Origin of the sequence: Azospirillum cavernae, assembly GCF_003590795.1 — a bacterium.
Classification (GTDB): Bacteria; Pseudomonadota; Alphaproteobacteria; order Azospirillales; family Azospirillaceae; genus Azospirillum; species Azospirillum cavernae.
In genome coordinates this window covers 1,630,475-1,650,885 of sequence record NZ_QYUL01000001.1, presented here as the reverse complement: position 1 = coordinate 1,650,885, position 20,411 = coordinate 1,630,475, and the positions used below count along the sequence as shown (strand labels likewise).

The following is a 20,411-nucleotide window of genomic DNA, read 5'->3' as shown; positions in this document are numbered from 1 at the left end:
AGAGGTGAGCCGCTTTGCCCTGTCGGGGTTGTGGGCGCCAATCGTCGGTCAAGGCCGGAAAACCGCAAGACTTATCCCTTCCACCAGCATCGCGCGGCATGACGTGCGCGTTATAGTAACACGCGTTTCTGGCCTGTGGAGTGGGGTGTTTGCCCATTGACGCGTCTTGATTGCTTAAGTGCGGCGGTCTTGCGCGTTCACCAGGGGGAGGGTGAACCAAAAGGAGGCGCCCGCGCCGGGGGCGCTGACCACGCCGATTCGCCCGCCCAGATGCTCGACGATGCGTTTGCAGATGGCCAGCCCCAAACCGGTTCCGGCGGGCTTGTCGGTCATCGGGTCGCCCACTTGGCGGAATCGGTCGAAGACGACCTCATGATGTTCGGGGGCGAGGCCGGGGCCGGTGTCGGTCACGGCCACGCGCAGGGCATCGTCCCGCTTTTCGGCGGACAGCGTCACCCGCCCGCCGGGGGGCGTGAATTTCGCGGCGTTGGACAGCAGATTGACGACGACCTGAACCAACCGATCCTGATCGGCCAAAACCGGCGGCAGATCGGGGGGAATCGCCGTGTCCAGCGTCACCCCGCGTTCCTGGAACAGCCCGGCGGTCGCCGCCGCCGCCTGCTCCAGCGCCGCCGCCGGGTCGAGCGGGCCGATGGTCCAATCCATTTCCCCGGCCTCGATCTTCGCCATGTCGAGCACTTGGTTGATGAGGCGGGTCAGCCGCTCGCTTTCGGCGATGACGATGGCCAGAAACTCGCGGCGCTGGTCGGCCTCGATGCCGGGATCGTCGTGCAGGATCTCGCTGAGCGCGCGAATCGAGGTCAGCGGCGTGCGCAGCTCGTGCGTCACGGTGGACAGAAACTCGTCCTTCAGCCGGTCCAGCGCGGTCAGCCGTTCGTTGGCGGCGCGCAGCGCGTCGGTGGCGCGCTCCAACTCGGCGGTTTTGAGTTCCAACGCCCGGCTGTGGGCGATGACGTGGCTGGTTTCGTCGAGCATCCGCAGCAGTTCCGCCGTGCCGACCGCCCCGCCCGGCGCGATTGAGGCCAAGGCGACGCGGGCGGACGCGCCGCCGATGGCCCCGGCCAGCAGCCGTTCGGCCAGCCGCAGCCGCTTCGGCCCGGCCAGCGACTCCGGGTCATCCCCGGCGAAGGCCCGTTCGGCGCGTTGCGGTCCGAGAAAACGGGCGACGACGCGGGACAGGTCGCCGACGCGCACCGCTCCGCGCCAATCGGCGATCGGTTCCGCCGAATCGGCGCGCTCGAACACATCGACGAAGGCGGCGGCCTGGGCCAGCTCCGCCGAATCGGGGCGGTCGAACAGCGACAGACCGACATACAGGCCGATGTTGGCCAACGCGCTCCAGAACAGGGCGTGAGTCAGCGGATCGAACCCCTCCAGCCCGAACAGGGCGTAGGGCCGCAGGGCGGCGACGCCCCACGGGCCAAGCTCGATGAAGGAGGCGGGCAGCCAGCCCGACCGGGCGAAGCTGGGCAACAGCAGCGTGTAGGCCCACACCAGCGTCCCGGCGGCGACCCCGGCCAGCGCGCCGCGCCGGGTGGCCCCCTTCCAATACAGCCCGCCGATCAGCGCCGGGGCGAATTGCGCCACCGCCGCGAAGGAAATCAGCCCGATGGAGACCAGGGCGTAAGCCGACCCCGCCACCCGGAAATAGACGTAGCCGAGCAGCAGAATGATGGCGATGGCCGCCCGGCGGATGGTCAGCAGCAGCGGCGACAGGTCGGTCGAGCGTTCCAGCGCCGGGTGGCGCAGCCGCAGCAGCGCGGGCATGACCAGATCGTTGCACACCATAGTGGACAGGGCGACCGACTCGACGACGATCATCCCGGCGGCGGCGGACAGCCCGCCGAGGAAGGCCAGCAGCGCCAACCCCTCCGCCCCGCCCGCCATCGGCAGGGCCAGCACGAACAGGTCCGGGTCGGTGGTTCCGCCAAAGCGCAGCAGCCCAGCCACCGCCACCGGCAGAACGAACAGGTTGATGAGCAGCATGTAGAGCGGAAACAGCCAGAGGGCGCGGTTCAGGTGCCGCTCATCGACATTCTCGATCACCATGACCTGGAATTGCCGGGGCAGGCACAGCGCCGCCGCCGCCGCCAACACCAGGCTGGTGGTCCATGCCCCGCCGCCCAACGCCAGATCGGCGGAAAACAGGCGCTGCACGTCGGGGCGGGCGGCGGCGGCGCGGAACAGATCCTCCAGCCCGTCATGCAGCCCCCAGACGACGAAGCCGCCGACGGCGAGAAAGGCCGCCAGCTTGACCAGCGATTCAAAGGCGACGGCGGCGACCATGCCGGGGTGATGCTCGGCGGCGTCGATCTGGCGGGCGCCGAAGACGATGGCGAACAGCGCCATGGTCGCGGCGATCAGGAACCCATTGTCGAGAAAGGGCAGGCGCTCCCCCGCGCCGGTCCCCGTCAGCGCGTCGAAGCTGACCGCCACCGCCTTCAACTGCAAGGCGATGTAGGGGGTGACGCCGACCACGGCGGTCAGCGCGACCAGCCCGCCCAGCAGGGGGCTGCGGCCATAGCGGCTTCCCAGGAAATCGGCGATGGAGGTGATGCGCTGGTTCTTGGCGATCCGCAGGATTTTCCGCAGCGGCAGCGGGGCCAGCAGCATCAGCAGGGTGGGGCCGAGATAGATCGGCAAAAAGCCGATGCCCAGCGACGCCGCCCGCCCGACCGACCCGTAAAAGGTCCAGGTCGTGCAATAAACCCCCAGCGACAGCGCGTAGATGGTGGGCGACGCGATGACGCTGCGCCCCGCCGCCGCCCGCCGGTCCGCCCAATGGGCGATGGCGAACAGCGCCGACAAATAGGCCAGCGAAACGAACAGGACGCTGGTCCAGGCCATCGCTCAGCCTCCCAAGCGCGAAGAACTCATCATCGCCGCTCCGCCACCAGCGCCGCCAAGCCGATCACCGCCGCCCAGGCGATCAGGATGTAGGCGTAAAGCGGCGGCAGGCCGAACAGAGCGCCCTCCACCCCGAACAGGCGGAGCAGCGGCGGGTTGAACAGAACCAGGGCGAGCAGGAACAGCCCGACCATGCGGTCGCGGCGCGGCGGCTTGGCGGCCTCCGGCCCGGCGGTCAAAAGGCCCGCTCCCGCGCCGCCAGCTCGACCAGGATGTTCGCGCCACGAATGGCGTCGTCCAGCGTGGTCACGCCCTGTTCGCGCAGCATCTCGACCATGCGCAGGAACACCGCCGCCGTCACCAGACTGTCGCCCAGCGCGGTGTGGCGGTCCACCACGGCGATGCCCAGCCGTTCGGCGATGCCGTCCAGCGTGTGGTCGCCGTCGTTGCCCAGCAGCATCCGCGACAGCAGCATGGTGTCCAGAACCGGCCCGTCAAACACCACGCCGCTGGCCCGTTCCTTCATTTTCAGGAATTTCAGGTCGAAGGCGGCGTTGTGCGCCACCATGACCGCGCCGGACACGAAGCTGCGGAATTGCGGCAGCACCTTGTCCACCGTCGGCTTGTCGGCGACCATGCTGTCGGTGACGCCGTGGAAGGGGATCGATTCGGCGGGAATCGACCGCTTCGGGTTGACCAACGTGTTGAATGTCTCGCCGGTCAGAATGCGCCCGCCGACGACGCGGACGGCGGCGATCTGGATGATTTCATCGCCGGTGCTGGGCGACAGGCCGGTGGTTTCGGTGTCGAACACCACGTAATGCAGCCGGTCGAGCGGCGTCCGCCCCAACTCGCTGGTCGCCAGCGGTTGGTGCAGCAGGCCGAAATCGAAGAACTCCGGGCGGGCGCTGGGTTTGATGAGGGTGTGGGCCGAGGGCGGCGACAAGGCGGGCGGCAGCGGCATGCGCAGACGGACGAAGCCCTCGCGCTCCGGCACCGGCTCGCACCAGACGGTGCTGCGGTGGTGCTGCATCACGTCGCCGACGGTCAAGCCGCCCAAGCCGCCGGGCAGCGGCTGGTCGAGCCAGCCGTCCAGCGTCGCGCTTGGCACGGTCGCGCCGCGCCAGACCAGATCCAGATAGACCCAGCGGTCCCCGGCGTCGGCCGCCAGATCGAAGGCCGTGACCCCGGTCAGGGCGTGGACCGAGCCGATCAGATGGCCGAACAGCACGACCAGCGTGTAGCTGTCGCCATGCACCCATTGTGGCAGGCCGGTCAGGGTGACGACCGTCGCCGCTTCGCCGCCGACGCGGTGGCGGACCAGATTGATGAGGTTGTTGGAATGGATGTCGCTCATCGGCCAACTGCCGGTGACGACGTCGCGGTAGGCGGTGGTCACGCGTTCCAGCCGCTGCGACAGGGCGCCGGTCGACTCCATCATGGCGCTTTCGAACGCCGCGCGGTCGCCCGGCCCCAGATCGGGGTTGTCGTAGAGCGTCTCCACCGCCGCGCGCAGATTGGCGATGGGCGCGCGGAACCCCTCCGTCGCTTCGCGCAGCAGGGCGTCGCGCTGGCCCAGCGCCGCCAGCTCGCGGGTGGCGTCGGACAGGGTGACGACGTAGCCGGTGATGGTCGGCGGCTCGTCGCCCGTGTCCTCCGTCTCTTGCAGGACGGCGCTCATCCGGCCTTCCAGCAGGATGCGCCCGTCGGTGGTGGAGCCGATGAATTGCGCGGTGGTCCCGTGCTCGTGATCGACGTGCCGCCCCTCGCGCACGCGCAGGGTCAACCGTTCCAGCGTGTGCGTCACCGGCTCCGCCACCACGAAATGCAGCAGGGAGCGGCCAAGCCCCAGATCGCCGGTCAGATGCAGGATGTCCAGGGCGGTCTGGTTGTAGAGCAGGATCTGATGCTTCGTGTTGCAGACGATGACGCCCTCATGCAGGTCGCGCAGCACGGCGGCGAGGCGGGTCTTTTGTTCTTCCGCTTTGGCGGTCGATTCGGCGACGGTGCGGGCGATGTCGCGGCGGACCAGCGCCAGCTTGTCGGACAGATCATTGACCGCGCGGGCGATGGGGGCGAGATCGCCGTAACGGGCCAGCGGCACCCGCCCGCCGACCGCCCCCTCGGCGTTGCCATGGGCGATCAGCCCGGCTTCGCGGCTCAAGGTTTCGGCGGCGCGCAGCAGGAAGCGGTCCACCGCCAGCCACAGCCCCCACACCCCGGCGGCCAGCGCCCCGGTCATCACCACGGCGTAGGTCAGCAGCGGATCGGCGGCGGCGGAATCGCGCACGGCCACGGCCAGCCCGACGGACAGAACCACCAGCCCGACGCCGACGGCGCGGAAGATCAGCGGCACCATCCGGCGCGGGGCCGGTGGCGGCCGGACGGCGGACGGGGCGGCCTGCGTCGGCGCGTCGGCGCTGGAGGCGGGCAGGGTCATCGACCGCCCCCCAGCGTGGTTTCCGGGGCGGCGTCCGCCGGGATTCCCAGATGGCGGCGCACGGTGGCCAGCAGGTCGCGGGTGGAAAAGGGTTTGGTGATGTAGTCGGTGGCGCCCAGCGCCATGCCCTTTTGCCGCTCCACGTCGCGGCTTTTCGCCGTCAGCATGATGATCGGCAGGCTTTTCCAATCGGAATTGGCGCGCAAGGTCTGGCAGACGTCGAAGCCGTCGCGCTTGGGCATCATGGCGTCGAGCAGGATCAGATCGGGGGTGAAGGATTCGACCGATTGGATCGCTTCCTCCCCATTGCGGGCGACGCGCACGTCGAATCCGGCGCGTTGCAGCAGGACCTGGAGCGACAGGACGATGCTTGGCTCGTCGTCGACGACCAGGATGGTCGGCTTCATGGTGGGGCTTCCTCCGGCTCGTCGGTCTGGTGCCGACTTGTCTGTTTTGCGTGCGCCCTGGAATGTCCATGGTACGAGCAAGCAGAAGCACGGATCAAGCGGCGCGCCGGGAGGGGCGACCAAAGTCAGGGGGGTGAAACGGCCAAGGAAAAGCGCCGTTTCCGCAAAAATCCGCGCGGGGGATGACAGTATGCCGCAGCGGCGACAACCGGGGGCGGACGGTCGGGACCAGCGATCCGACGACCGTCCGTTTTGTCGTCAGCGCGCCGATACCGGGTAGGCGGGCAGGCCCATCTTGGCTTTCAGATCGTCGGCGGCGCGCTGGGCGGCGGCCTTGTCGGCGTAACCGCCGACGCGCACGACATGCCACGTCTTGTTGGCGCTGTCGGTCCAGTCCAGCCCAAAGGCGGCGTAGCCGGATTTTTTCAGCTTCTGCACCTGAATCGCCGCGTTTTCGGCGACCTGATAGGAGCCGACCTGCACCGAATAGCGACCGCTGGGAACGGCGTCGTCGGAAGCCCCCGACGCGGCGGCTGGGGCTGGGGCTGGGGCGGCGGGCGTGGATTGGATCGGCACCGTCAAGGTGCCGGTGGCCGGGGCCAGCGGCTTGGCGGCGGCGGGCTTCGGTTCCGGCGCTTTCGGCTCGGCGGCTTTGGCCTCCGCCGGTTTGGCGGGCGGCGGCGGGCGTTTGACCGGCTCGCGCGGATCCTTGGGCGGGGCCAGCATGGCTTGCAGGGCGCCGGTTTCCGTCGCCTTCGCGGCGGGCGGTTCGGCGGGCTTGGCCGGGGCTGGCTCGACGGCCTTGGGCGCGGGCGCTGCGGGCGGCGGCGGGGCCGCTGGCGCAGGCGCGGCGGCGGTTTGCGTGGGGGGCGGGGCGGCGTGCGGCGGTTCCGCCGGTTTGGCGACCGGGGCGGGCCTCGCGGTGGAGGCCGGGGCGGCGGTCGGCGGCAGGGCGGGCGGTTCGGGCGCCTTCAACGCGGGCGGCGGCGCCATCGGCGCAGCGCCAGCGGGCGGCGTCGGCGCGGGCGCTGTGGGCGGCGGAACGGGCAAAGCCGGGGTTGCGGCGGCGGGCGCGCGGGCGATCAGCGATTCCGGCGCGGGGTTGGCCGTGTTGGCGGCGGGCGCGCGGGTGATGGCCGGGGCGGGCGAAACCAGGGACGTGGTCGCGGCGGCGGATGGGTCGCTGGGCGGACTGCCGCCTGGATCGAGCATCACCACGGCGAAGCCGATTCCAGCGGCGGCGAGCAGGGCGGCGGCGATCTTGCCCAACGGCAAGCCGCCGCGCGCGGCCTTTGGCTCGTCGTCATCGTCTTCAAGATCGGCGACGTCGTCGATGGGGTCGGCCTTCAGATCGTCGTTCAGCGCGCGGAGCAGCTTGGCGATGTCCTCGCTCTCCGGGGTGGGCGCGTCCGAGGACTTGCCGGCGGCCTTCATTTGATCTTTGAACGTCACGGCGGGCAACGCATCCCGAAAGGAACAGGGGCTGTCCCCAGCCTTGCGCAAACGCAAGCTGCGGGACAGCCCCATCTTTCTATCGTATTTCCTCGGGCGATCAAACCGCTATGCGGTCGCAGCCCGTGAGAAAGACGGGACCTCAGCCCTGATGCGGCTTCGCCGGTTCGGTCGGCGCGGCGACCGGCTGCGGCTGGGCCTGCGGTTGCGCCGGGGCTTGGGCGGCGGTTTGCGCCGGGGCCGCCGTCTGGGCCGCCGTCTGGGCGGTGGTGGCGGGCGGGGCGGCGGCGGTGTCCTCCTCCCCGTCCTTCAGACCGGCCTTGAAGGCCTTCACGCCCTTGGCGATGTCGCCCATCACGGCGGGCAGCTTGCCCGCGCCGAACAGGAGGAGGACGATCAGCAGAACGATGATCCAATGCCAGATGCTGAAACTGCCCATGAGCGTGAAACCTCTGTGGTCGATCGGTCTGTGGTGGGTGCGGGGTCGAGGGGATGCGCCCCGGATGTGAGGGCGCGCCCGACCGCCGACAAGGGGCTAAGGTCAGGGAGACGGGCGGTTCGGCGCCGTTTCCGGGATTTGATGGCGCATGATGAGCGGGGTTTGCAGCGCGCTGAACAGCAAGGTCAGCGGCATGATGCCGAACACCTTGAAATTCACCCAGGCGTCGGTGTCCATGCTGCGCCAAACAACCTCGTTGACGACGGCCAGCAGCAGGAAGAACCACGCCCAGCGGATGCTCAGGGTTCGCCACCCTTGATCGCTCAAGGCCAGCACGGTCCCCAGCAGCCGTTTCATCACGTTGCGGCGGGTGACGTGGGCGATGAACAGCACGGCGGCGAACATCAGATTGACCAGCGTCGGCTTGATCTTGATGAACAGATCATTTTGCAGCCACAAGGTCAGCCCGCCGAAGATCAGGACGAATCCGGCGCCGACCACCGGCATGATCGGCACCCGGCGCTCCAGATGCCAGGAGACGGCCAGCGCGATGGTGATCGCGACCATGAAAACGGCGGTGCCGGTCATGATGCCGGCTTGGGAATTGGCGATGAAGAAGGCGGCGAGCGGGCCGGCCTCCGTCAGCAGGCGAACGAGCGGATTCATTCCTCTGACATAGCCCGAACCGGCCCGCCGTGAAAGGGGCGAAAGCAATCATCGGCGCGTGATCGCGTGACGTTTTTGCGAAGCCTTTCCTTTCCGGCGTTGCTCGTCTAACTGTGCGGCGACACGTTGGACCAGCACAGGTGAACGACCATGGACGCGGCGGAAGTCAAAGAGCTGATCGACGAGGCTCACGAGCATGAGCACCGCAAGCGCGGGCATGACGACGGCGAGGGCGGGTTGAAGATTTCGACCGCCGTTTATATTTCGATGTTGGCGGCGGTTCTCGCCATCGTCAGCGTCGCCGGGTCGAACGCGGGCAAGGACATGATGGCCAGCGCCATCGAGGCGTCGGACAGCTTCGCCTATTATCAGGCCAAGACCCAACGGCAGATCAGCCTGCGGCTGGCGGCGGACGAGTTGGAATTGCTGAGCGCTGGCATGCCCGCCGAAGGGCAGGCGCGCGCGTTGAAGAAATCCGCCGAATACCGCGTCAACGCCGACAAGATGGAAGCCGACGACGGCAAAAACAGCCGCAAGGATTTGCTGGCCAAGGCCAAGGCGGCGGAGGCCAAGCGCGACCACGCGGCGACTCAGGATCCTTATTTCGACTTCGCCGAGGGGCTGTTGCAGTTGGCCATCGTGCTGGCCTCGGTCTTCGCCATCACCAACATGGGCTTCATCCTGTGGGTCAGCCGCGTTCTGGCGGTGGTCGGCTTGGCGCTGGCGGTTGACGGCTTCACGCTGGTCTATCCGCTGCCGTTCCTGTAAGGGCGCGCGCGTTGCCCCCTCCCTAACCCTCCCCCGCTCACGCGGGAGAGGGAACGAGCGTGGTGTCGCCCAATCCTCCCTCTCCCGCGAAGCGGGGGAGGGTTGGGGAGGGGGAAAAGAAACTTACTGAAACGCCGCTTCCGCCAAGCTGCGCAGCTTGCGGGAATGCAGGGTCTCCATCCCGTATTCGCGCAGCAGCTCCATCGCCAGCACGCCGATTTTCAGATGCTGGTCCACCCGCTCGCGGTAAAAGCGGTCGGCCATGCCGGGCAATTTCAACTGGCCGTGCATCGGCTTGTCCGACACGCACAGCAAGGTGCCGTAGGGCACGCGGAAGCGGAAGCCGTTGGCGGCGATGGTGGCGCTTTCCATGTCCAGGCCGATGGCGCGGCTCTGGCTGAAGCGCATCAGCGGTTCGCGGTGGTCGCGCAGCTCCCAGTTCCGGTTGTCGATGGTCGCCACCGTGCCGGTGCGCATGATGCTTTTCAAATCATAGCCCGACAGGCCGGTGACGCGCTCCACCGCCGTTTCCAGGGCGCGCTGCACCTCGGCCAGCGGCGGCACCGGCACCCACAGCGGCAGATCGGCGTCCAGCACATGGTCCTCGCGGACATAGCCATGGGCCAGCACGTAATCGCCCAGCCGCTGGGTGTGGCGCAGGCCCGCGCAATGGCCCAGCATGATCCAGGCGTGCGGGCGCAGCACGGCGATGTGGTCGGTGATGGTCTTGGCGTTGGACGGGCCGACGCCGATGTTCACCAGGGTGACGCCGTTGCCGTCGGGCCGCGTCAGGTGATAGGCGGGCATCTGCGGCATCCGCGCCAGCTTCGGCGCCACGTCGTCCGGCGCCCCGTCGTTCTGCGCGGCGCCCCGGTTGCGGCTGTGGGTGACGCCCTCGCCCGGCTCGACGAAGCGGTCATACTGCGCGCGGTAGGCGGCGAGCGCCGGGTCGTCGGTCGGCTCCATCACCTCGCGCGACAGGCGGATGAACTCGTCCACATAAAATTGGTAGTTGGTGAACAGGACGAAATTCTGGAAATGCTCGGGCGCCGTCGCCGTGTAGTGACGAAGCCGGTGCAGCGAGAAATCGACGCGCGGCGCGGTGAACAGCGCCAGCGGCTTGACCGCGTCCGGCCCCAGATCCTCCACGCCGTTGACGATGGTGTCGTCCATCCGCGCCAGATCGGGCAGGTCGAACAGGTCGGGCAGGCGGGTCAAACGGTCGGGCGGCAAATCGCCTTCGACATACAGCCCTTGGGGGAAGGCGAAATGGATGGGAATCGGTTCGTCGCTGACGCCGATTTCCAGCGGAACGCCGTGGTTGCGCAGCAGCAGCGTCAATTGTTCGGACAGATAGCGCTCATACAGGTCGGGCCGCGTCACCGTGGTGGCGTGGGCGCCGGGACCGCCGACGAAGCCATAGGCCAGCCGGGTGTCCACCGCCGCGCTGGAGCGGGTGGTCAGCCGCACATAGGGATAATGGGCGCGGTTGGGGCCGCCCTCCTCGTCGCCCTTGGTGTAGGCGGTGAAGCGGTCGCGCAGAAAGCCGGTGTTGCGGTCGTAGATGTCGCGCAGGCAGGCGAGCGCGTCTTTGGCGTCGGTGAATTGGCCAACCGGGCCGGGGGGAAGCGGGGGCAGGGTCATGGCGTTTGATCGGCTCACGGCGTCGCGAAGGTCCGTGATCTTGGACACCCGCCCGCAGCGCCGCAACAGCAAAAGCCCGGCGCTTCCGCAATCGGCAATGACCACAGAAACAGTGGTTTCTTTCGCGTCGTCTTGACGCGCGCGCTTCGTCCCAAGAAAAAAGGCCCGCCCTCGTGCGGAGGACGGGCCTTTGTTTCTTAAAAACCGATCAACCGATCAGGAAGCGACCTTGTCCAGCTCGCGCAGGATCGAGTCGCCCATGACGGTGGTGGAGCAGCGGGCCATGCCCGGCGCCATGATGTCGGCGGTGCGCATGCCGCCGCCCAGCACGTTCTGGATGGCCTTTTCGATCAGCTTGGCGTCCTCGTCCAGGTCGAACGAGTAGCGCAGGGCCATCGCGAAGGACAGCAGCGTGGCGCAGGGGTTCGCCAGATCGCGACCGGCGATGTCCGGGGCCGAGCCATGCACCGGCTCATACATCGCCTTGCGCTTGCCGTCGGCGTCGGGCGCGCCCAACGAGGCCGAGGGCAGCATGCCGAGCGAGCCGGTCATCATCGACGCTTCGTCCGACAGGATGTCGCCGAACAGATTGTCGGTGACGATGACGTCGAACTGCTTGGGGTTCTTCAGCAACTGCATGGCGCCGTTGTCGGCGTACATGTGCTCCAGCGTCACGTCGGAGTATTCCTCCTGGTGCAGCTTGGTCACTTCCTGCCGCCACAGCAGGCCGGATTCCATGACGTTGGCCTTCTCCATCGAGTGGACCTTGTTGTTGCGCTTGCGCGCCAACTCGAAGGCCACGCGGGCGACGCGGCGGATTTCCGAGGTCGTGTAGACCTGGGTGTTCACGCCGCGACGTTCGCCGTTGCCGATGTCGGTGATGCCGCGCGGCTCGCCGAAATAGACGCCGCCGGTCAATTCACGGACGATCATGATGTCCAGGCCGCGAATGACGTCGGCCTTCAGGGTCGAGGCGTCAACCAGCGCGTCGAACACCACCGCCGGGCGCAGGTTGGCGAACAGGCCGAGTTCCTTGCGCAGGGCCAGCAGGCCGGCTTCCGGGCGCTTGGTGTAGTCGGTCGGGTTGTCCCATTTCGGACCGCCGACGGCGCCCAGCATCACGGCGTCCACGGCCAGCGCCTCGGCCAGCGTGGCGTCGTTCAGCGGCACGCCATAGGCGTCGATGGCCGCGCCGCCAACCAGACCTTCCGACACGTCGAAGGTCATGCCGCGCTTGCGGTCCATCCAATCGATGACCCGACGGACCTGGCGCATGACTTCCGGACCGATACCATCGCCGGGGAGGAACAGAAGCTTCTTATTGGCGGGCATGGCGCGCGCACTCCCAAACACTGACGTCGAAAACAGAGGAAACGGGACGGGGGGCGGTCAAGCCAACCCCCGCGATCCGATGGAGGTTAGATCGCCAACCAGGGCTGTTCGGCCCGGCGCTTGCCTTCAAAGCTGTCGATCCGCGACACTTCCTGAAGCGTCAGGCCGATGTCGTCCAGACCGTTCAGCAGGCAATGCTTGCGGAAGGGTTCCAACTCAAAGCTGATGGAGCCGCCGTCCGGGCCGGTGATGGTCTGGTTTTCCAGATCGACCGTGACCACGGCGTTGGACCCGCGCGACGCGTCGTCGAGCAGCAGGTCCACCTGCTCCTTGGGCAGCTTGATCGGCAGGATGCCGTTCTTGAAGCAGTTGTTGTAGAAGATGTCGGCGAAGCTGGGGGCGATGATGCAGCGGATGCCGAAATCGGCCAGCGCCCACGGCGCGTGTTCGCGCGAGGAGCCGCAGCCGAAATTGTCGCCCGCCACCAGGATCTTGGATTGACGGTAGGCCGGCTTGTTCAGCACGAACTCGGCGATTTCCCCGCCTTCGGGCGTGTAGCGCATCTCGTCGAACAGATGCTTGCCCAGTCCCGTCCGCTTGATGGTCTTCAGGAACTGCTTGGGGATAATCATGTCGGTGTCGATGTTGATCATCGGCAACGGCGCCGCGACGCCGGAGAGAACCGTAAACTTTTCCATCGCCAAAAATCCTGTCGCGCAAGAAGGCGCAAGCGTGCGCATGCGGAGTGTCGCTGAATAGCAGACCAGACCGGCCATTGCCAGCGGAAGCTTGCCGTCATGCCGCCCGGCGGCGAGCGAACAGGCATGCGTTGACCGCGAACGACGCAGCAATCTTGCGCGCTTCGCTTCCGCCGATCAACGATGAAACAGGCCTTTCAGCAGCAGGGCCGCCAACAACACGGGAACCGCGCAGGCCAGCGACAGCCACAGCGCCGCCGTTTCGCCGTGCCGCTCGATCACAAACGCGTACAGCATCGGGGCCAGAGCGGCGACGTAGAAGCCCGGCGTGATGAGCCGCCCGACCGTGCGCCCATAGCTGGTCGGGTCGAACAGCGCCAGCGGCAAGGTTCCACGCACGATGGTCAGCAGCCCGTTGCCCGCGCCGAACAGCAGGGCGAACAGAACGCCCACCAACGGAGCCATGCCGAACAGCAGCGGCGCCAGGAAGCAGGAGGCCAGCAGGGCGCTGGCGAACGCCGCCAGCCCAAAGGGCGACAGCCGCGCGCCGAACAGCACCTCCGCCAGCCGGGCCGCCGACTGGCCGACGCCGCGCAGGGTGGACACCCACACCGCCAGCGCGGGGGCCAACCCCAGCCCGGCCATCAACCCGATCATGTGGGCCGACAGTCCCGAATTCAGCAGGCCGGTCAAGGCGACCATCACGGCGTACAGAACGCCCGCGACGGCGGGGGAGGCCCCCGCCGGGCGCGGAGCCGGACCGTCGTCCATGTTGCTTTCCGGCGCAGGCGCGGCGATGTGGCGATGGTCGGGAATCATCCGGTGCAGCGGGATGGTGGACAGCGCGATTCCGGCGTAGACGCACAGCGCCCCGCGCCAGCCCAAACCATCGGCCAACGCCTGCCCGACCGGCCAGAGGACCGACGAGGCCAAGCCGCCGAGCAGGGTGATCTGGGCGATGGGCCGCCGCGCCTCCCGCCCGCCGATGCGGGCCAACGCGGCGAAGGCGGCGTCGTACAGCGTCATCCGCATGGCCAACCCCAAGCCGATCCAGGCGACGTAATAGCCGATCAACTCGCGGGCGGCGGCCAGACCCAACAGGCTGACCGCCATCACCAAGGATCCCGCCACCATCACCGGGCGCCCGCCATGCTGGTCGATCGCCCGTCCGATCCGGCTCGACGTCAGCCCCTGGACGATCAGCGCCACGGTGAAGCCACCGTGAATCGCGGTCAGCCCATGCCCCAGATCGGCGGCCATCGCCGTGCCGAACACCCCGACCAGATAATAAGAGATGCCCCAGCACAAAAGCTGCGACAGGCCCAAGGCCACCACCAACCGCCGCGACATGTGATCCAACGCCGTTCCCGCCCGCGCAATGAGGAGGCAAGGCTAGACCCACGACCGGGGTGCGGCAAAACGACTTGTTTTGCGGCGTCTGTTGAGAAAAAATCAACGGATGTCCTCGCCGCTTCCGCCCCTCAACGCGCTGCGCGCCTTCGTCGCCGCCGCCCGCCACAGCAATTTTCGCTTGGCCGCCGAGGAGCTGTGCGTCACGCCGGGCGCGGTCAGCCGTCAGATCAAGCTGTTGGAGGAGCGGATCGGCCACACCCTGTTCGACCGCTCGCAACGGCAGGTCCGCTTGACGCCGGTGGGCGCGCGCTATTTCGCGCGGGTGGCCGACCTGTTCGAGCGGTTGGCGACCGCGACCGACGCCTTGGCCGAGGAGGGCGGGCGGCGGGTCCTGCATCTGGATTGCATCCCAACCTTCGCCATGCATTGGCTGTTGCCGCGCCTGCCGGATTTCAAGGCGCGCTGCCCCGATCTGGAGCTGTCGCTGTTCACCGCGCCCGACCGCATCGACCAGTCGCGCCGCTTTGATTGCGCGATCCGCCGCGATCCCGACCATTTCGCCGGGCTGACCCCACACCCGCTGATGGCGGAGCGCAGCGCCCCGGTGTGCAGCCCGCGCCTGTTGGCCGAAGCAGGGGCGCGCGGCTTTCCCGCCGGGCTGGCGTCTTTGCCGATCATCGCCATCCGCTCGCGGCCCGACCTGTGGCCCTGCTGGTGCGCGGCGAACGGCGTGGGCGTCGATGGGTTGAGCAACCGGCTGGAGGTGGATCACACCTATTTCGCCATCCAGGCGGCGGAGGATGGGTTGGGGGTCGCCCTGGTCCCGCTGCTGTTCATTGAACGGTCGCTGGCGAACGGACGTCTGGTCGTTCTGCCCGATTGTCCAGCGGTGGTGTCGGGGCGCTATGTCCTGTTGGAAAGTCGTCAACCGGATCGCACAGAGGCGCCGGAATTTCTGGATTGGCTGCGGGCGCAGACGGACAATGCCCCCGCCGGGTGGGCGTAACCCCGCCCGCGCCGATGGCCTTGGCGGGGAGGAGGGGAAGCGTGTCTCAATCGGGTCGATCCGGCGGCGCGCGGTTCGCGACCGTTCTGGGGTGGCTTCTGCTGGCGTTCAGCGCTTTGACGGGCGTCGGCCATCTGGGGCTTGGCGGCGGCAAGGGCGGCGAGGCCTTCGTGATGCTGTTTGTTGTGTTCGGTCTTCCGGCGCTGGTGCTGGGGGCGCTGCTGCTGTGGGCGGGGCGACCGCGCCGCGCGCCGTGACCGCCGCCGCGCTCCGCCGTCTCCACGCCCGAGTGGGCGCGGTTCTGTGAAAAAACTGAAACACTCAAGTGATATGGTCGCGTTCCTCTGCGTACAGCGCTGGAAACAGCGGATCTGTGATCGGCTCCACCGCCGGTTGGCGGATGATTCAGCCATGGGGAACTCGCAATGTCCTGGTTTTCAAACCTTCAGATCGGGCGGAAGCTCCTGGTGTCCTTCGCCGCGCTGATTCTGGTGATCGGCGCCATCAACGCGACCACCTATGGCGCCCTGTCCACCATCCAAACCTCCAACGGGCGGACGACCCACACCTACAAGGTGATCCAGACCGTCAACGCCGTGATGGCGGCGATGGTCGATCAGGAAACCGGCGTGCGCGGCTATCTGGTCAGCGGCGACCAAGCCTTTCTGGAACCTTATCGCTCAGGACAGAGGACCTATGACGAGACGTTGGCCGAGGTTAAACGCCTGACCGCCGACAATCCCCAACAGCAGCGCCGTCTGGACGAGATCAAACGTCTTGGACTGTCCTGGCGCCAATCGGTGGCCGAGCCGGAAATCGCTCTGATGGCCAAGCCGGACAGCCGCGAAAGCGCCCGCGCCATGGAGGCCAAGGGCGTGGGGAAAGGCGCTATGGACGGCATCCGCAAGCTGGTGGCTGAGGTCGAAGAGGCCGAGGGCGCCTTGCTGGACCATCGCCGCGTCGAGCAGAGCGACGCTTTTTCCACGGGATACGCCGCCGCCATTGGCGGGGCGCTGCTGTCGACGCTGATCGCGGCGATGGTCGGCATGATCCTCAACCGCTCCATCACGGGGCCGATTGTTCAGATGACCGCCGCGATGGGACGGCTGGCCGCGAACGACCGCAAGGTGGAGATCCCGGGCGTTGGGCGCAAGGACGAGGTTGGCGCCATGGCGGAGGCCGTGGACGTCTTCAAGCGCAACGCCATCGAAGCCGAGCGCCTCGCCGCCGCCCAACGGACTGAGGAGGAGGGCAAGGCGCGCCGCGCCGCCCGCTTGGACACGCTGATGCGTGGTTTCGAGGACAGCATCACCACGGTGGTCGGGAGTTTGTCCGGGGCCGCGACCCAAATGCAGCAATCCGCCGGGGTGTTGACGCAATCCGCCTCGGAAACCAATCGACAAGGCGCCAACGTCGCCTCGGCGGCGGAGCAGGCTTCGGCCAACGTGCAGACCGTCGCGGCGGCGGCGGAAGAGCTGTCCTTGTCGATTTCCGAAATCGGTCGTCAGGTGGCGCAATCGACCCGCGTGTCGGAGCAGGCGGTGGCCGGGGCCAACCGGGCGAACGGCGTGGTCGCCGGGCTGGCCGAAGGCGCGCAGAAAATCGGCGATGTGGTGAACCTCATCAACTCCATCGCCGGTCAAACCAATCTGTTGGCGCTGAACGCCACCATCGAAGCGGCCCGCGCCGGAGAGGCCGGCAAGGGATTCGCCGTGGTCGCCAACGAGGTCAAGAGCTTGGCCAACCAGACCGCCAAGGCGACGGAGGACATCACCGGGCAGATCGGCTCGATCCAGGGGGCCACGCGCGACGCGGTGAACGCCATTGAGGAGATCAGCCGCATCATCACGGAAATCAGCCAAATCTCCGCCACCATCGCCTCGGCGGTGGAGGAGCAGAGCGCGGCGACGCAGGAAATCAGCCGCAACGTTCAGGAGGCCGCGCAGGGCACCCAGAGCGTCACCAGCAACATCGTCGGCGTGACGCGCGCCGCTGGCGACACCGGCAAGGCGGCGGACGAGGTCGGCGAGGTCGCCGTCCATCTGACCAGCCAATCGACCCAGTTGCGGCGCGAGGTCGAAAGCTTCCTCAACGACGTGAATGCGGCCTGACCTTTCCCGCAAGCCCCCGCAAGCCTGTCGTAAAAAAACGGCGGGCTTGCGGCGGGATGGTCCGTGGCCTACCAAGGGAGCAGCCGCAACAGCCCGCGTCCGCGCCATCATGCAGCCCTTGATTCCGCCCGACGACGACGCCCGCCGCGCCCGCCTGATCGGGAGGCTGTTTTTGCTTCTCGCCCCGCTGGCCTATAGCGGGTTGACCCTGGCGTTCGGCATGGACGCCAATTGGGATTTGCGGAATTACCATTGGTACAACGGCTACGCGTTGCTGACCGGGCGGATCGACGGCGATCTGCTGCCCGCGCAAATGCCGACCTTTTACAACCCGGCGCTGGACGCGCTGTTCTTCACGCTGGCCAACGGCCTGCCCGCGCGTGTCGCCGGGTTCGTCTGGGGCGCGATCCAGGGCGTGAACCTATCCTTGCTGTTCCTGCTGTCGCTGGCCTGCCTGCGCGGGGACTCGCCGCTCCGCCGCACGGTCGCCGCGATGCTGTTGGCGGCGATGGGGGGCTTGGGCGGCGGCACGCTGGGGCTGATCGGCACGACCTTTCACGACAATCTGGTCAGTCTGGGCGTGTTGGCGGCGCTGGTCATCGTGGCGCGCGGTTTGCCGGGGCTGTTGACCGGGCGGTTTGCCCCAAGCTTTGGCCGGGTGGCGCTGGCCGGGCTGTTCGCCGGGGTGGCGATGGGCTTGAAGAATCCGACGGTGATCTACGCGGTCGGCCTGTGTCTGGCCTTTCTGGCGCTGCCCGCCCATCCCTGGCGCCGCCTGTGGTTGGCCTTCTTTTTTGGCGTCGGCGTGCTGGCCGGGCTGGGGCTGGGCGGCGGCTTTTGGATGGCGCATCTGTGGCATGATTACGGGAATCCGGTGTTCCCGCACATGAACCAGCTCTTCCGTTCGCCCTTCGCCGCGATCTCCGATTATGTGAATGTCAGCTTCTTCCCGTCGTCGCGCTGGGATCGGTTGTTCTTTCCCTTCACCTTCACCTTTGCCCCGCTGACGGTGGGCGAGGTGCCGTGGTTCGATCTGCGGGTTCTGGCGCTGTTTGTGTTGATCCCGCTGGGGACCGTCGCCGCGCTGGCGATCCGCCGCATCCGCCCGGCGAGCGCGTGGCTGACCGAAGCGCCCGCGACCCGCTTCCTGCTGACCGCGTTGGCCGTCACCTATGGTCTGTGGGTGGCGATGTTTTGCATCTACCGCTACCTCGTGCCGGTGGAGATGCTGGCGCCGTTGGCGTTGGTGATGGCGGTCGGCCTGCTGCCTTTGTCCCGCCGCTGGGCGGTCCGCCTCGCCATCCTGTTGCTTCTGGCGGTGCAGGTCACGGCGCGACCGGCGGATTGGGGCCGCGTGGCGTGGCCCGACCCGGACGGCCCCGGACGTTGGGTGACGGCGGAGGTTCCGCCCATCGAAGACCCGGAAACCACCATGGTGCTGATGGGCGGCTATTGGGCGATTTCCCACGTCATCCCGTCTTTCCCCGCCCGGCTGAGCTTCGTCCGCATCCAATCGAACTTCTTGCAGCCGGATTCGGTCGGCAACGGCTATCTCGCCATCCTGAAGGACAAGATCGCCTCCCATCGCGGCGCCTTCCTGATGCTGAGCACGATTCCCGACACGCCGGGCGCGGCCAAAGCGGCCTTGCGGCTTGGCCTGCGCCTGGACCCGCAAAGCTGCCGCCCGGTCCCGAACAATCTGGGCGAAACGCTGAACCTTTGCGCGATTGCGCGGGTTGCGGTGGAATAAGCCTTCGCTTTGTGCTGTTTATCCCGTCACCGACATCGTCCGAAGCGTCCCGCACCATGAGCCTCGCCTTGACCGACACCGACCGTTCCGCCCTGCCGTCGCCGACCGTCGCCGTTCTGATTCCCTGCTACAACGAAGAGGCGGCCATCGCGTCGGTGGTGCGCGATTTCCGCGCGGCGCTGCCCGACGCGACGGTTTATGTCTATGACAACAACTCGTCCGACCGGACCATCGCGGTGGCGCGCGCCGCCGGCGCCGTGGTCCGCAGCGAGCCGTTGCAGGGCAAGGGCAACGTGATGCGCCGGATGTTCTCGGACATCGAGGCCGACGTCTATGTGCTGGTCGATGGCGACGACACCTACCACGCCGCCTCGGCCCCGGAGATGGTCAAGCGGCTGTGGGACGACCAGCTCGACATGGTCAACGGCGCCCGCGTGACGGAGATCGTCGCCGCTTACCGCCCCGGCCACCGGCTGGGCAATCTGGTGCTGACCGGCATGGTCGCCAACATCTTTGGCAACCGCATCGGCGACATGCTGTCGGGCTACCGGGTGTTCTCGCGCCGCTTCATCAAATCCTTCCCGGCGCTGGCCAGCGGCTTTGAGACGGAAACCGAGTTGACCGTCCACGCGCTGGAACTGCGCATGCCCATCGCCGAGGTGAAGACCCCCTACAAGGATCGTCCGCCCGGCTCGCACAGCAAGCTGAACACCATCCGCGACGGCATCCGCATTCTCAAGACCATCATCATTCTGGTGAAGGAGGAGCGGCCGATCCCCTTCTTCGTCGGCATTTCCGGGCTGTTCGCCCTTCTGGCGCTGGTTCTGGCGTGGCCCTTGATGATGACCTACGCCCACACCGGGCTGGTGCCGCGTCTGCCCACCGCCGTTCTGTCCACGGGCCTGATGCTGTTGGCCTTCCTCAGCCTGACCTGCGGCCTGATCCTCGACACCGTCACGTTGGGGCGGCGCGAGGCCAAGCGCATGCGCTATCTGTCGATCCCGGCGCCGGGGAACCATCCGGCGCTGGTTGCGAACGGGGCGGGCCGCGCGCCGTGATCGCGGGGCTTCTCGACAGCCGTCTCGGGCGGCTCGCGGTTCAGTTCGGCAAGTTCGGCGTCGTCGGCGTCGTCGGTCTGCTGGTGGACACGGCGGCGCTGTACGCCGGGCTGGCGGTTGGGTTGGAGTTCTTCGCCGCCCGCATCCCGTCCTTTTTCGCCGCCGCCACGGTCACGTGGATTCTGAACCGCGCCTTCACCTTCAAAGGCGCGGCGGCCGAGCCGTTGCACCGGCAATGGGCCAAATTCATCGCCGCCAACGCCTTTGGCGGCGTGGTCAATTACGGCGTGTCGGTCGGGTTGGAGGCCGGGGTGGATGTGGTCGCCGCGCACCCCTTCCTGGCGGTGGCCGCCGGGTCCATCGCGGGCATGTTCTTCAACTTCGCGGCGTCCAAGCATCTGGTGTTCAAAGGGGCGTGA

The 20,411-nt window shown here is 67.6% G+C and carries 18 protein-coding genes; 7 read left to right on the top strand and 11 right to left on the bottom strand.

Going from position 1 to position 20,411, the window contains the following annotated elements; translation table 11 throughout:
* Positions 1 to 174: 174 nt before the first annotated feature.
* The 7 genes from D3877_RS07495 to D3877_RS07465 form a co-directional block, all read right to left on the bottom strand.
* Positions 175 to 2,868: a sensor histidine kinase gene (locus D3877_RS07495; RefSeq protein WP_119830038.1), complete on the bottom strand. Its 2,694-nt coding sequence runs from the start codon at positions 2,866 to 2,868 to the stop codon at positions 175 to 177.
* A gap of 29 nt (positions 2,869 to 2,897) precedes the next feature.
* Positions 2,898 to 3,107, bottom strand: coding sequence for a hypothetical protein (locus D3877_RS07490; RefSeq protein WP_119830037.1), 210 nt, complete (start codon positions 3,105 to 3,107; stop codon positions 2,898 to 2,900).
* Positions 3,104 to 5,308 carry a 3'-5' exonuclease gene (locus D3877_RS07485; protein ID WP_119830036.1) on the bottom strand — a complete coding sequence of 735 codons (2,205 nt, stop codon included), beginning with the start codon at positions 5,306 to 5,308 and terminating at the stop codon, positions 3,104 to 3,106. Before D3877_RS07485 ends, D3877_RS07490 begins: the two co-directional genes overlap by 4 nt.
* Positions 5,305 to 5,715 (bottom strand): response regulator transcription factor, encoded by a 411-nt coding sequence (locus tag D3877_RS07480; RefSeq protein ID WP_119830035.1) that lies wholly within the window; start codon positions 5,713 to 5,715, stop codon positions 5,305 to 5,307. The genes D3877_RS07485 and D3877_RS07480 overlap by 4 nt, the downstream gene beginning before the upstream one ends.
* Positions 5,716 to 5,973: 258 nt before the next feature.
* Positions 5,974 to 7,167 carry an SPOR domain-containing protein gene (locus D3877_RS07475; RefSeq protein WP_147395102.1) on the bottom strand — a complete coding sequence of 398 codons (1,194 nt, stop codon included), beginning with the start codon at positions 7,165 to 7,167 and terminating at the stop codon, positions 5,974 to 5,976.
* Between the two features lie 142 nt (positions 7,168 to 7,309).
* The gene (locus D3877_RS07470) at positions 7,310 to 7,606 is read right to left on the bottom strand and encodes a twin-arginine translocase TatA/TatE family subunit (protein ID WP_119830033.1); all 297 of its coding nucleotides are present in this window, start codon (positions 7,604 to 7,606) and stop codon (positions 7,310 to 7,312) included.
* Between the two features lie 102 nt (positions 7,607 to 7,708).
* Positions 7,709 to 8,272 carry a septation protein A gene (locus D3877_RS07465; protein ID WP_119830032.1) on the bottom strand — a complete coding sequence of 188 codons (564 nt, stop codon included), beginning with the start codon at positions 8,270 to 8,272 and terminating at the stop codon, positions 7,709 to 7,711.
* A gap of 150 nt (positions 8,273 to 8,422) precedes the next feature.
* On the opposite strand from D3877_RS07465, the gene D3877_RS07460 reads away from it, so the two are divergent.
* Positions 8,423 to 9,040 (top strand): DUF4337 domain-containing protein, encoded by a 618-nt coding sequence (locus D3877_RS07460; RefSeq protein WP_119830031.1) that lies wholly within the window; start codon positions 8,423 to 8,425, stop codon positions 9,038 to 9,040.
* 123 nt (positions 9,041 to 9,163) lie between these two features.
* Here D3877_RS07460 and D3877_RS07455 read toward each other — a convergent pair whose 3' ends face one another.
* From D3877_RS07455 to D3877_RS07440, 4 genes are all read right to left on the bottom strand, one after another.
* Positions 9,164 to 10,684 carry an AMP nucleosidase gene (locus D3877_RS07455; RefSeq protein WP_119830844.1) on the bottom strand — a complete coding sequence of 507 codons (1,521 nt, stop codon included), beginning with the start codon at positions 10,682 to 10,684 and terminating at the stop codon, positions 9,164 to 9,166.
* A 216-nt stretch (positions 10,685 to 10,900) separates the two neighbouring features.
* A complete protein-coding gene (leuB, locus tag D3877_RS07450; protein WP_119830030.1) occupies positions 10,901 to 12,016 on the bottom strand; it encodes a 3-isopropylmalate dehydrogenase in 1,116 nt (371 codons plus the stop codon).
* An 86-nt stretch (positions 12,017 to 12,102) separates the two neighbouring features.
* A complete protein-coding gene (leuD, locus tag D3877_RS07445) occupies positions 12,103 to 12,714 on the bottom strand; it encodes a 3-isopropylmalate dehydratase small subunit (RefSeq protein WP_119830029.1) in 612 nt (203 codons plus the stop codon).
* A gap of 177 nt (positions 12,715 to 12,891) precedes the next feature.
* On the bottom strand, positions 12,892 to 14,064 hold the full coding sequence (locus tag D3877_RS07440; protein ID WP_119830028.1) for an MFS transporter: 1,173 nt from the start codon (positions 14,062 to 14,064) through the stop codon (positions 12,892 to 12,894).
* A gap of 109 nt (positions 14,065 to 14,173) precedes the next feature.
* Between D3877_RS07440 and D3877_RS07435 the strand changes: the two genes are divergently transcribed.
* The 6 genes from D3877_RS07435 to D3877_RS07410 all read left to right on the top strand — a co-directional run bounded on the left by D3877_RS07435 (position 14,174) and on the right by D3877_RS07410 (position 20,411).
* Entirely contained in the window at positions 14,174 to 15,073 is a 900-nt protein-coding gene (locus D3877_RS07435) for a LysR substrate-binding domain-containing protein (RefSeq protein ID WP_119830027.1), read from the top strand.
* Positions 15,074 to 15,114: 41 nt separating this feature from the next.
* Positions 15,115 to 15,330 (top strand): hypothetical protein, encoded by a 216-nt coding sequence (locus D3877_RS07430; protein WP_119830026.1) that lies wholly within the window; start codon positions 15,115 to 15,117, stop codon positions 15,328 to 15,330.
* Positions 15,331 to 15,498: 168 nt separating this feature from the next.
* A complete protein-coding gene (locus D3877_RS07425; RefSeq protein WP_119830025.1) occupies positions 15,499 to 17,184 on the top strand; it encodes a methyl-accepting chemotaxis protein in 1,686 nt (561 codons plus the stop codon).
* A gap of 109 nt (positions 17,185 to 17,293) precedes the next feature.
* Positions 17,294 to 18,934, top strand: coding sequence for a hypothetical protein (locus D3877_RS07420; protein WP_238474769.1), 1,641 nt, complete (start codon positions 17,294 to 17,296; stop codon positions 18,932 to 18,934).
* A gap of 56 nt (positions 18,935 to 18,990) precedes the next feature.
* Positions 18,991 to 19,992, top strand: a complete 1,002-nt coding sequence (locus tag D3877_RS07415) for a glycosyltransferase family 2 protein (protein ID WP_119830024.1) — start codon at positions 18,991 to 18,993, stop codon at positions 19,990 to 19,992.
* Entirely contained in the window at positions 19,989 to 20,411 is a 423-nt protein-coding gene (locus D3877_RS07410; RefSeq protein WP_119830023.1) for a GtrA family protein, read from the top strand. Before D3877_RS07415 ends, D3877_RS07410 begins: the two co-directional genes overlap by 4 nt.